10 protein-coding genes and 1 rRNA gene are annotated in these 11,935 nt (G+C 67.6%); all 11 read right to left on the bottom strand.

All coding sequences use genetic code 11. The features are described from left to right. Positions 1-251 precede the first annotated feature (251 nt). Positions 252-1,196, bottom strand: coding sequence for a site-specific tyrosine recombinase XerD (xerD, locus tag TBIF_RS18725; RefSeq protein ID WP_024796276.1), 945 nt, complete (start codon positions 1,194-1,196; stop codon positions 252-254). Between the two features lies 1 nt (position 1,197). Continuing rightward, positions 1,198-1,854 (bottom strand): NUDIX domain-containing protein, encoded by a 657-nt coding sequence (locus TBIF_RS18720; protein WP_024796275.1) that lies wholly within the window; start codon positions 1,852-1,854, stop codon positions 1,198-1,200. Between the two features lie 17 nt (positions 1,855-1,871). Beyond that, positions 1,872-3,626 (bottom strand): CTP synthase, encoded by a 1,755-nt coding sequence (gene pyrG / locus TBIF_RS18715; RefSeq protein ID WP_051461647.1) that lies wholly within the window; start codon positions 3,624-3,626, stop codon positions 1,872-1,874. Between the two features lie 157 nt (positions 3,627-3,783). Beyond that, positions 3,784-4,713: a copper transporter gene (locus TBIF_RS18710; RefSeq protein ID WP_024796273.1), complete on the bottom strand. Its 930-nt coding sequence runs from the start codon at positions 4,711-4,713 to the stop codon at positions 3,784-3,786. After that, on the bottom strand, positions 4,710-5,894 hold the full coding sequence (steA, locus tag TBIF_RS18705) for a putative cytokinetic ring protein SteA (RefSeq protein WP_024796272.1): 1,185 nt from the start codon (positions 5,892-5,894) through the stop codon (positions 4,710-4,712). The genes TBIF_RS18710 and steA overlap by 4 nt, the downstream gene beginning before the upstream one ends. A 100-nt stretch (positions 5,895-5,994) precedes the next feature. Next, positions 5,995-7,770, bottom strand: coding sequence for a DNA repair protein RecN (gene recN / locus TBIF_RS18700; RefSeq protein WP_024796271.1), 1,776 nt, complete (start codon positions 7,768-7,770; stop codon positions 5,995-5,997). A gap of 85 nt (positions 7,771-7,855) precedes the next feature. Next, positions 7,856-8,797, bottom strand: coding sequence for an NAD kinase (locus TBIF_RS18695; protein ID WP_038171937.1), 942 nt, complete (start codon positions 8,795-8,797; stop codon positions 7,856-7,858). A gap of 2 nt (positions 8,798-8,799) precedes the next feature. Next, the gene (locus TBIF_RS18690; RefSeq protein WP_024796269.1) at positions 8,800-9,621 is read right to left on the bottom strand and encodes a TlyA family RNA methyltransferase; all 822 of its coding nucleotides are present in this window, start codon (positions 9,619-9,621) and stop codon (positions 8,800-8,802) included. A gap of 293 nt (positions 9,622-9,914) precedes the next feature. Next, a complete protein-coding gene (locus TBIF_RS18680) occupies positions 9,915-10,901 on the bottom strand; it encodes an HAD-IIA family hydrolase (protein ID WP_024796268.1) in 987 nt (328 codons plus the stop codon). 11 nt (positions 10,902-10,912) lie between these two features. Then, positions 10,913-11,797 (bottom strand): tetratricopeptide repeat protein, encoded by an 885-nt coding sequence (locus TBIF_RS25060; protein WP_084611786.1) that lies wholly within the window; start codon positions 11,795-11,797, stop codon positions 10,913-10,915. Between the two features lie 66 nt (positions 11,798-11,863). Then, positions 11,864-11,935 (bottom strand): 5S ribosomal RNA (gene rrf, locus TBIF_RS26740); the annotation flags it as partial.

Genomic DNA, 11,935 nt, shown 5'->3' with positions numbered 1-11,935 from the left:
GTCCGGACCGCCCGCATTGGCGGTCTCGGTCCTCGGCGGCTGCGGTGCCGTCACAATCCGTGCTCCCGTCCGCTGAGTAAGTACATCTGAACTGTGCCAAGTCTATTGGGTGGCAGCCTATCTGCCGACTGTAGCGGCGGTGTGGCGCGCCTAGCTGAATCCACGCCCACAGGAGGCCACAGACCGTAAAATCCAGCTACAACCTATCTCCGGGAGCCTGTTCGTGGGTGGACTAAGGGAGCTTCAGGACGTCAGCGCGCCCGGGGATGGGCTCCAGCCCAGACCTCGCGCAACGCGGTGACCGTGACCATCGTGTAGATCTGGGTGGTGGACACGGACGCGTGCCCCAGCAGCTCCTGCACGACGCGCACATCCGCGCCGCCCTCCAGCAAGTGCGTGGCGAACGAGTGCCGCAGGGTGTGCGGAGACACCCCGGCATCGATGCCCGCGCGCTGCGCAGCGTCCTGCAGCACCTGCCAGGCGCTCTGGCGGGACAATCGGCCACCGCGGACGTTCAGCAGGAGCGCCGGGCCACCACGTTTGGCCAACCCCAGACGGCCCCGCACCAGATACGCGTCGACCGCCTCGATCGCCGGCCGCCCGATGGGAACCACCCGGTCCCGACCGCCCTTGCCGCGGAGGATCACCGCGCGGTTCTCCAGGTCGAGATCATCGATGTCCAGCCCGATCGCCTCGGAGATCCGTGCGCCGGTCGAGTAGAGCAGCTCCAGCAGCGCGCGGTCCCGCAGCGCACCGGGATGCGAGGACTCGGCCCGCTCCCCCGCGGCATCCAACAGCCGCAACACGTCGGCCACGGCCAGCGCCTTCGGTAACCGACGGCCCGCGTTCGGCGGTTTCACCTCGCGCGCCACGTTGGCGGACACCATCGACTCCTCCGCTGCGAACTTGTGCAGTCCGCGGACCGCGATCAATGCGCGGGCGGCCGAACTGGCGGCCAGCCCGCTGATGCCACGTTCCGGATCGCCCCGCCGCAGCATCGCCACAAACTGCGAGACATCTTGCTCGTCAACACCTTTCAGGTCTGCGATGCCGCCAGCGAGCAGAAACTGCCGGTACCGCTCGAGGTCACGCCCATACGACAACAAGGTGTTTTTGGCGGATCCGCGCTCTATCGCCAGATGATCCAGGTAGGCCTGGATCTGGCCCGAGAGCGGATCGCCTGGGCCTGCGGTCATGTCAGTGGGCGGGGCGCTGAGCCCGGCGCCGATCGGTGAAGGCGTGGGGCGTGAACGCCATCGGCGCGTCGACCGGGCGGGGGGTGGCCGCACCGGAGCGGATCGCTGCCAGCGCGAGGAGGCCGGATACCGCGGCCCCGTTGATAATCTCGCCACGCAGGGCCATCGCCACCGCCTCGGCCAGGGGGATGCGGTGGATCTCGATGTCCGCCTCCTCATCCTCGGGCATCGGACGGTCCACCTCGGACAAGCCCTCCGCGAGATAGATCCGGAGCGTCTCATCGGTGAACCCTGGCGAGGCCGCGATGTCGACGAGCACCGACCAGCGTGCCGCCGCCAGGCCGACCTCCTCAGCCAGCTCGCGGCCGGCACCGATGACGGGCGACTCGCCATCCATGTCGAGCAACCCCGCCGGCAACTCCCAGATCCGCATACCCAGGGGATGGCGGTACTGGCGGATCAAGATGACCTGGTCCTGCTCGTCGAGGGCGAGGATCACCACCGCGCCGTGGTGCTCGACTACCTCGCGCTTGGCCGCGCGCCCGCCCGGCATGGCGACAGTGTCCACCCGGAGAGCCACGATCGCGCCACTGTAGTGGGTCTGCGATCCGGTCACCACAAACTCGTGGCGCGCCGCTGGTGTCTGCTCAGGTGTCACTGTCGCCAGGCCTTTCGCTACTCGGTGCTAGAACCCTTGACCGCGGAACCCTCGTCGAGGGACTCGGCGACCGACTCATTGTCGCCGCGGCCCGGGATGCGGACCGGCAGGCGCTCTTCGGCCTTGTAGGCGAGGGCGGCCTTCACGAACGCGCTGAACAGCGGGTGCGGGCGCGTCGGACGGCTCTTGAGCTCCGGGTGCGCCTGCGTGGCGACGAAGAACGGGTGCACGTCCGTCGGCAGCTCCACGAACTCGACCAGCTTGCCGTCGGGCGAGGTGCCGCTGAAGCGCAGGCCGCTCTCGGCGATGCGGTCGCGGTAGGCGTTGTTGACCTCGTAGCGGTGCCGGTGCCGTTCGGACACGTCCTCCGACTCGTAGATCGACGCCACCACGGAGCCCTTGTCGAGCCGCGCCGGGTACGCGCCGAGGCGCATCGTGCCGCCGAGATCAGCCTCGCCGGAGACGGCCGCCTGCTGCTCCTCCATCGTCGAGATGACGGGGTGCACGGCGTCCGGCTCAAACTCGGTGGAGTTCGCGTCGGTCAGCCCGACGGAGCGGGCCGCCTCGATGACGACGCACTGCAGGCCCAGGCACAGGCCCAACAGCGGGATGTTGCGGGTGCGGGCATAGTGAACCGCGCCAAGCTTGCCTTCGATACCGCGGATGCCGAAGCCGCCGGGAACGAGCACGCCGTCGATGTCCTTGAGGGACTCCAGCACTCCCGCGTCGGTCTCGCAGTCGTCGGAGGGGACCCAGACGATCTCAACCTTGGCGCGGTGCGCGAAGCCGCCGGCACGCAGCGCCTCGGTGACGGAGAGATACGCGTCGGGCAGGTCAACGTACTTGCCGACGAGCGCCAGACGCACAGTCTCGGTGGGCTCGTGGACGCGGCCAAGCAGGTCGCCCCACACGGTCCAGTCGACGTCGCGGAAGGGCAGGCCCAGCTGCCGCACGACGAATGCGTCGAGCTGCTCGCGGTGAAGGACCTTGGGGATGTCGTAGATCGACGGCGCGTCGGGGGTCGAGATGACCCCCTCGACATCGACGTCACAGAACAGCGCGATCTTGGCCTTCAGCCCCTCGGGAACCTCCCGGTCGCAACGCAGGACCAGCGCGTCCGGCTGGATGCCGATGTTGCGGAGCGCGGCGACAGAGTGCTGAGTCGGCTTGGTCTTCAGCTCGCCTGACGGCGCCAGGTACGGCACCAGCGACACGTGCAGGAAGAACACGTTGTTGCGGCCGACATCGTGGCGGATCTGGCGCGCGGCCTCCAGAAAGGGCTGCGATTCGATATCGCCGACCGTGCCGCCGATCTCGGTGATCACGACGTCGGGGACATGGCCCTCGTCATCGGCCTCGGCCATCGCCCGGATGCGATTCTTGATCTCATCCGTGATGTGCGGGATGACCTGGACCGTGTCGCCGAGGTACTCGCCGCGACGCTCCTTGGCGATCACCGTGGAGTAGATCTGGCCGGTCGTGACGTTCGCGGTGCCGGCGAGGTTGCGGTCGAGGAATCGCTCGTAGTGGCCGATGTCGAGGTCTGTCTCGGCACCGTCCTCGGTGACGAACACCTCGCCGTGCTGGAACGGGTTCATCGTGCCCGGATCCACATTCAGATAGGGATCGAGCTTTTGCATTGTCACCCGCATTCCCCGCGAGGTGAGCAACTGCCCCAGGCTCGAGGCCGTGAGCCCCTTGCCCAACGACGACGCAACGCCGCCGGTGACAAAAATATGCTTAGTGTTAAAGCGCGAAGAATTACGTGGCAGATGCAACGAGGCTCCCGTGTGACCTTGCAGGTGGATATGGGCCTGCCGACCCACGGAACCCCACGCTAACACCTTCTCGCTCTCGCCACCTACAGACACGGGCGAATCGAGGGAGATTCCGCTCACCCCGACCCACCCGCACTGTGTCTACCGGTAGCTACTGCACGGTGATCGCGGTCGCCCCGGGCCCGACGCCATACTGCCCCGTGCGGTCGTCCAGCTCCGCCTGCAGCGCGAGCACCATCGTGATCTGGCCCGAGATGCGGTCGACGTTGTCGACGGTGCTTAGGTGACTGGACAGGGCCGAGTCCGAGCGCGCCACCGCGACGGCCCCACTCCCCTCTGCAGAGCCGGTGGCCCCAGCGAGCACGGCTCCCGCGCCGCGGGAGTCCATCGCCGCGCTAAAGCGCGCGATGACCGATCCCTGGTTGCCCTCGCCCTCAGATTTTCCGCCGGTCACAATGAGCGCCATCTGGCCCGGCGCGATCGTGCCGTCGTCATAGGCGATGAACCCGCCCGAGCGCAGAGTTTGTAGTGCGAGCTCCAACTCCTGCGGCGTCGACTGCGGCAGCGCGGTCTCCGCGTCGAGCAACAGGACCGAGCCCAAGAGGTCGCCAGCGATGCTGCCGGAGTCGACCGCGGCGGTGCTGAGCTGGGTGCCAGCCGGGACGACATTCGTGACGGCCGCGCGCAACTGGTCCGCGTCGGCCGAGTCGACGAAGCTGTCGGTGAGCCCCACTCGGCCGCTGATCGAGGCTCCGGACTCGGTGATCATCTTGGTCGCGGCGTCCACCTCGGCCGGCGTCGCCTCGGGCGCGGTGATCACGATCACCGAGCGCTCGGCCAACGCGTTATGCACGATCCGGCCCGCCATCGCCGAGTCGAAGGAATCGGCGGAATCTATCTGCAGCTGCTTGTTGTTGACCTGGTTCTGCAGCGTGTTGACCTGGCCCTGCAGTTCCTTTTTATCGTTGCCCAGGCCGGAGAGCAGACCGTCGGAAAGCACGCTGGAACCCAGCACCACACCCACTGCCAGCGCCAGAAAAACAGCGGCCAATGAGATGGCGTGCTGACGAAGCGAAATCACGTGAAGAGCCCCTGAACCTTGAGTGCGAACGAGTTCCAGGTATTGATGAACCAGTCGACGAAACCGTCCGCGCCGCCGGAGACAGCCACCGCGGCGACCAGGGCCAACAGCGCCGCCAGCACCACCATCATGATGATCAGCCCGGACACACGGCTGCGATAGAGGGTGGCGACGGCCTTGCTGTCGACCAGCTTCTCGCCGACTTTGAGCCGGGTGAGGAAGGCAGACGGATTCGACTCTCGACGGCTCCGGTCGAAGAAGTCGTCCAGCGACGCGCGGGCGCCGACCGTGACGATGAGCGCGGCACCGTGGTGGTCTGCGAGCAGCAGCGCCAGGTCGGTGGGCGCACCGGTCGCGGGGAACGTCATCGCGCCCACACCCAGGTCCTGGATCCGCTCGAGTCCGGCGGCGTGGCCGTCCTGGTCGGCCGGGAGCACCACCTGGGCGCCGCACTTCAGCGTCTCGGCGGAGATGTCCTCCGGCTCGCCGACGATCAAGTCCGGGCGGTAACCCGCCTTCATCAACGCGTCTGCGCCGACACCCACACCGATCAGGATCGGCGAGTACTCCTTGAGGAAGGGCTTGAGGTTCTTGAGATCCTCGACATGGTCGGGTCCGTCCGAGACGACGACGACGTGCCGACCGGTCAGCTCCACATCGATATCGGGCACGCCCACGCCGTCGATCAGCAGCGGGCTCTCGCTGCGGATGAACTCGATGGTGTTGCCGGAGAAGGCCTCGAGGTGGTTGACGAGGCCGGTCTTGGCCTCGATCATGAGGTCGGAGATCTCCTCGAGGGTGAGCTCCTCGCCCTTCGCGAGCCGGCGTTCTCCGGTGTAGACGGTGCCCTCGTTGACCCGGATCCGCGCGCCGTCCTTGACCTTGCGAAGCGCGTCCTCCCCCGCGTTGTCGACCAGCGGGATCCCCGCGGTGACAATCACCTCGGGTCCGAGGTTGGGATAGCGGCCGGTGATCGACGGCGATGCGTTGATCACCATGCTCACGCCCGCGGCGACGAGGGCGTCGGCGGTCACGCGGTCCAAATCGATCTCGTCGAGGATAACGATGTCACCCTCGCCAACCCGCCTCAGCAGCTTGGCCGTATTGCGGTCGACCCTGGCAATCCCCACAGTGCCGGGTAGTGACTCCGAGTTTCGCGACAACAAGGCTGGCATTCTCATGGGTTGCATCCTGACGCGTCAACACGGCCAGTGGAGGGAGGCGCGCCGTGGGCCAGCCAGGTTATGTAACACATCTCAATCAGCGATGTGTATGAACGGGCTACAGGGCGCGAGCGGCCCCCGCGGTCGCCAGCAGCTCCTCTGCGTGGGCACGGCCGGTCTCGGTGTCGTCGAGCCCGGCCAGCATCCGGGCGAGCTCGAGGACCCGCTCTTCGTCGCCGAGTTGCCGCACGTCGCTGACCATCCCCGTGGCACCGTCCTGCTTGCCAATCACCAGGTGCGTGTCCGCGAACGCCGCGACCTGCGGTAGGTGCGTCACCACGATCACCTGATGGGTGCGGGAGAGCCGAGCCAGCCGCTTGCCAATCTCAACCGCGGCCCGTCCGCCCACGCCGGCGTCCACCTCGTCGAAGACCAAGGTGCCGCCGCTATCGCGGCCTGCCAGCACCACCTCGAGTGCCAACATCACGCGGGAGAGCTCGCCGCCGGAGGCGCTCTTGCCGATAGGCAGCGCCGGCGCTGCCGGATGCGCACCCAGCCGCAACTCCACCGCGTCGATTCCTTGGGGCCCGGCGTGCACGAACTCGCCGGCCCCGTCCATCGCAAGCCGCCACTCGTCCGACTCCCCCGCCGACACCATGGAGACCTCGACCTCGAGCCGCGACTTGCCCATCGCCAGCCCCGCCAGCTCGGCGGTCACCGACTCCGCGAGGCCTCGTGCAGCCTTGCTACGTGCCCGGTGCAGCGCCTTCGCCGCAGTGGCGGCCTGCGCCGCCAGCTTGTCCACCTTCTCCGCCACTTGCGCGAGCGCGTCCGCGGACACGTCAATGGTGCCCAAGCGGAGCTCGGCGGCCTGCGCCCACGCGAGGACCCCATCGATATCGGCCGCATACTTCTTGGTCAACGGTTTGAGCGCACTCTGCCTGCGCAGAAGGTCGTCGAGCGCCCGCCCGTCTGCGGGCAGCGTGGACAGATACGCGCCCAAATCTCCGGCGATGTCGCGGGAGAGCACCACCAACTCCTCGAGCCTCGGGATGAACTCGCGCAGAGCCGGATCATCCACACTCTCGAGCTTGCCCTGCGCGATGGAGGCCAGCCCGGAGACACCAGCCGCGTCACCTGCCACCGCATAGGCCGAGCCGCCCGCCAGCGCATCGTGGGCATACTCGGCGGTCTCCCGCAGCAGGTCCAGATCCCCCAGCCGCCGCACCTCGCCGGCGATCTCCAGATCCTCCCCGGGGACGGGGTTCACCGTGCGGATCTCGTCGAGCCCGAACTGCAATTGATCCGTTTCCAGCGCCAATTCCCGACTGCGGCTGGTACGCGTCGCCAGCTCGACCCGCGCCGCACCCCATTTGGCATGCGCGGCCTGGTATTTCGCCAGCAGTGGCTCGACGCTCTCCCCCGCGTAGCGATCCAGCGCCTCGCGTTGCCGATCCGCGCGCAAGAGGTGCAGCTGATCGTTCTGGCCGTGCACGGTAAGCAGCTGCGTCGTGAACTGTGAAAGCACGCCGATGGGCACGCTGCGCCCACCCAGGTGGGCCCGCGAGCGCCCGTCACGGCTGACCGAGCGAACGGCGATCACGCTGCCGTCATCGTCCCGGTCCGCGCCGGAAGACTCCAGGGTCTCGTCCACGTCGGCCCGTTCATCGGGCCGCAGGTCCTCGGTGGTGAAACGGCCCTCGACGACGGCCCGTGACATATCGGTGCGGATGCGATTCGCATCCGCACGTGCGCCCCCGAGCAGGTGCAGGCTAGTGACCACCATCGTCTTTCCCGCGCCGGTCTCACCCGTCAATGCGGTGAAGCCGGGATGGAACTCTGCGGTCGCCTTGGAGATCACCCCTAGGCCGTCAATTCGAATCTCAGAAAGCACGTGGTGATCCTAACCGCCGACACCGATATTGTCCGACACCCTGTTCGAGTCCGCGTGGTCTCACGGGCTGTCCGGCTTCGCCGGATCACGCACCGCGGCCACGCCAACCCGTCACGGGCAGCGCGAATTTGCGGACCATCCGGTCCGCGAACGGCGCCGAGTCCAATCGGACCCAGGCGACCGGTTGCGCGCCCTGGACCACCTCGAGTCTGCCGCCCGCGGGCACATTCAGCGCCCTGCGACCGTCGCAGAACATAATCGCCCCGCGACCGTCTGGGTCAACTTCCACCGCGACGACAGACTTGGGGCTGATGACCATCGGGCGGGCGAAGAGCGCGTGCGCGTTGCTGGGCACCACCAACAACGCCTCCAGCTCCGGCCACACAACGGGGCCGCCCGCCGAGAACGCGTAGGCGGTGGAACCGGTGGGGGTCGAGACCAGCAGACCGTCGCAGCCGAAAGAAGAGACTGGCCGGCCGTCGATCTCCAGCAGCAATTCGAGCACACCCAGCTGATGGCCCCGCTCGATGCTGACCTCGTTCAGGGCCCAACCGGTGCCGACCACCTCGTCGCCGGCGGTCACCCGCACGTCGAGGGTCATCCGGTGCTCGACGCGGTACTCCCGCCTGATCACCTGCCCGAGGCCCTCTACGAGGTGGTCCGCCTCGGCCTCCGCGAGGAAGCCGATCCGCCCGAGGTTGATGCCCAATACCGGGATGTCCGCGTGCCGGGCCAACTCTGCGGCCCGCAGGAAGGTGCCATCGCCACCCAACACGAGCACAAGCTCACAGCCGACGGCCGAGTCCAGGCCGTTGGGCACGATGCTCACCATCTCGAGTCCGGAGTCGGCCGGCGCCATCTGGATCTTGGCCGCCTCATCCGCGAGGATCCGCAGCCCGATGCCACCGTCGGCGAGCAATTGGGCGACGCGCCGGGCCGTGACCCCGATGGAGTCCCGGCCGGTGTGCGCCACAAGCAGGATCTCCCGGCGCCGGCCGCCCGCACTGGACGGTGTCGCTGCAGCCACGCTCACTGGGGTCCCTCCTCGATGGCCCGCCGGATCAGCTCTTCGACGGAGCTTGCCGGTAGTGCCCGATCAGCGCCCTTGTGCAGCCATAAGAAATACTCGACGTTGCCCGAGGGGCCGGGCAGCGGACTCGCGACCACACCGAGCGTCGACAGCCCAGCCAGGTGTGCGGCCTTGGAGACATCGAGGACCGCTTCCGCGCGCAATTCTGGACTACGCACCACACCGCCTGAGCCAACGCGGTCCTTGCCGACCTCGAACTGGGGTTTCACCATCGGAAACAGGTCGGCGCCCTCGTGAACGCACGAGGCCAACGCGGGCAGCACCAGTTTCAGCGAGATGAAGGACAGGTCCGCGACAACGAGGTCAACGCTGCCGCCGATCTGCTCGGCATCGAGCGCCCGCACATTGGTCCGGTCATGGACCTGGACACGATCATCATTTTGCAGTCGCCAGATCAGCTGTCCGTAGCCCACATCGGCAGCCACCACCTCGAGGGCGCCGCGGTGGAGCAGCACGTCGGTGAAACCACCGGTGGAGGCGCCCGCGTCCAAACACCGGCGGCCCGCCACGGTGACACCGGAATCAGCGAAATGGTCCAGCGCACCAATCAGCTTGTGCGCGCCGCGAGACGCCCACGACACTTCGTCGGGCGCCTCGATCACGTGCAGCGGTGTGCCGGCCTCGACGCCGGTCGCAGGCTTCGCGATCACCGATGGACCGCTCTTAACCCGGCCCGCGGTGATCAACTCCACGGCTTGTTCTCGGGATCGGGCAAGTCCTCGACGGACCAGTTCCGCATCTGCTCGTGATTTACGTGCCAACTCAGGCCCTATCCACTGTGCCAAGTGCCCGCAGCAATACCTCGTGCGCGGACTCGAACAATTCGGTCGATGCGCCGGGGCCCGCGTCGATGCGGCCCAGCAATGCCATGATCTCGCCTCGCACCACGCGGGGGTCGGCGCCTCCAGCAATTCCGTCCACAGGGCGCGGGACGGGGCGCGAGTCACCGCTGCCCGGTCCCGGGGCTCCTGCCACCGCATTCCATTCGCTCATCGGGGCTAACGCTATCCGATCGCCCCTCTAGACGGAGCGCACAGCCCGACGAAGAGTCGTCTCACCCATGCCAGGCCGCCACGAATGGGGCCGTGGCCTCGTCGGCAGCCCGGATCCGTTGGACATTCCCGGCGGACCAGGCCACGGGGGCGACGGCTCGGATTCCGGTGAGCGGATCGCCGTCGGCACCGGTGAACCGGACCACCAGATCCCCGTCGAGGACCTCGGCGTGCCAGTGCTCGGAACCACCAAAGCGCACGTCGTCGAGCGGCAGATGCAGACCGTCCAGGTTGTTAGCGATATAGGTGGGCCGCAGCGCGGAATCAGCCAACACCACGTCGACCACACTGGAGACTCCAGTCAGGACAAGCAGGCTGTCGAGCTCGGCACCGTTCGCCCCGGCGATGTCGGTGTCTAGCCGATCACCCACTACCAGGGGGTTGCTGGCACGGCTCAGCCGGCAGGCGTCGTCCATGATGGGGCTGGCGGGCTTCCCCGCAACGAGCGGCTCTTGGCCGGTGGCAGTCCGCAGAGCAGCCACCAACGAACCGTTCCCGGGGAGGAGCCCACGCTCGCTGGGCAGCGTGGTGTCGACATTGGACGCCACCCACAGCGCCCCAGCGCGAATCGCCAGGGCGCCTTCCGCGAGGTCGCGCCAGCCGATATCCGGAGAGAAGCCCTGTACGACGGCCACTGGCCGGTCCTCGAACGACCGAACCGGCACCAGCCCGACGTTAGCGATCTCGGCGGCCAGCGCCTCTGCCCCGACCACCAACACCATGCTGCCCGAAGGGATCCGAGCAGCCACCAACCGTGCGGCAGCCTGGGCGCTGGTCACGACTGCATCCGCGGTGGCGGCCATACCGAGCTGGGTCAGATGCTTGGCCACCGCTTCGGGACCACGACTGGCGTTGTTCGTGACGAAGAACTGCCTCGCCGTGCACCTGGCCAGCGCCTCCTTGGCGCCGGGGATCTCCTCGGGGCCCTGATAGACGGTGCCGTCAAGGTCGAGGAGCAATACGTCATAGCTGGTATCGAGAGAGGTCATTGGGACAGCCGTCATTCGCCGTCCGAGCCGACTTCCGCGACGCGTTCTTCGGCGTCAGTCTCGCCGTCCACGTCGGCGGCAGCTGAGTTCAAGAACCAGGTGATGGCGTCCTTTGTCCGATCGGCAGCCAACAACGCGTCCGCGTAGGCGTAAAACAGCCGAGCGTGCGCGGAGCCGGTCTTGCCCGGATCCAGCGGCGGCGACTGCAACGTGACAACTGCGGCCTCAGCCTGGCCGAGGTCCATGCGTGCGCCGGCGATTACGATCCGCAGCTCGATCGCCTGCTCCTCATCGAGGGCCCGCGCCTCATCGCTGCGGCCAAGCTCGATAGCGCGCTCCGGACGGCCAAGGCCGCGCTCACAGTCGGCCATCACCGCAATCAATCCGGGCCCGCCGCCCATCCGGCGAGCAGCGCGCAACTCGGACAGCGCCTCCGCCCACTCGCCCGCGTGATAGGCGGTGATGCCAACGGCCTCGCGGACGATGGCGATGCGGCCGGCGCGTTGCCGTGCGGACCGCGCGTGCTGCAGTGCGAGCACCGGATCCTCGTCGACCAGATTCCCGGCCATCGCTAGATGTCGGGCGACCTCATCCGCGTTCTGGCGCTCCAGGCCCAAGAGATCTCGGCGCACCGTCGGATCGAGATCCGTGGGTACCACGTCCTCGGGGATGGGCGGTTCGATGATCTTCGGCGTGCGACGCTCGGCGCGGTCCTGGGGACCACGATCATCTCTGCGCTGGCCGCCGCGGGGGTCCCCGCCGCGCCGATCAGCGCCGCCGGCACCACGGCTCGCTCCCGCATCGGTGCGAGGTCGATGATTTGCGGGCCGCCCAGCGGGTCCGCCACGGCGGCTATCACCGGAACCCCTGTTAGCGTCTCCGGAGCCGTTCGCCATGACATATTCCTTACTATATAAAGCACTAAAGGGGACCCGGTATGGGTCCCCTTTAGTGTAACGGATGTACGGCAGTGACCTACTCTCCCACACCGTAACCAGTGCAGTACCATCGGCGCAACAGGGCTTAGCTTCCGG

Source organism: Tomitella biformata AHU 1821 (genome assembly GCF_000524475.1).
GTDB lineage: Bacteria > Actinomycetota > Actinomycetes > Mycobacteriales > Mycobacteriaceae > Tomitella > Tomitella biformata.
The sequence above is the reverse complement of the archived record's forward strand: the minus strand, read 5'-3'. Positions and strand labels throughout refer to the sequence as shown.

What these genes read in the sequence shown, in the direction of transcription:
- xerD (WP_024796276.1), bottom strand. Translation starts at nt 1,196, where the DNA reads ATGACCGCAGGCCCAGGCGATCCGCTCTCGGGCCAGATCCAGGCCTAC.
- steA (WP_024796272.1), bottom strand. Translation starts at nt 5,894, where the DNA reads ATGAGAATGCCAGCCTTGTTGTCGCGAAACTCGGAGTCACTACCCGGC.
- TBIF_RS25060 (WP_084611786.1), bottom strand. Translation starts at nt 11,797, where the DNA reads ATGGCGAACGGCTCCGGAGACGCTAACAGGGGTTCCGGTGATAGCCGC.
- TBIF_RS18680 (WP_024796268.1), bottom strand. Translation starts at nt 10,901, where the DNA reads ATGACCTCTCTCGATACCAGCTATGACGTATTGCTCCTCGACCTTGAC.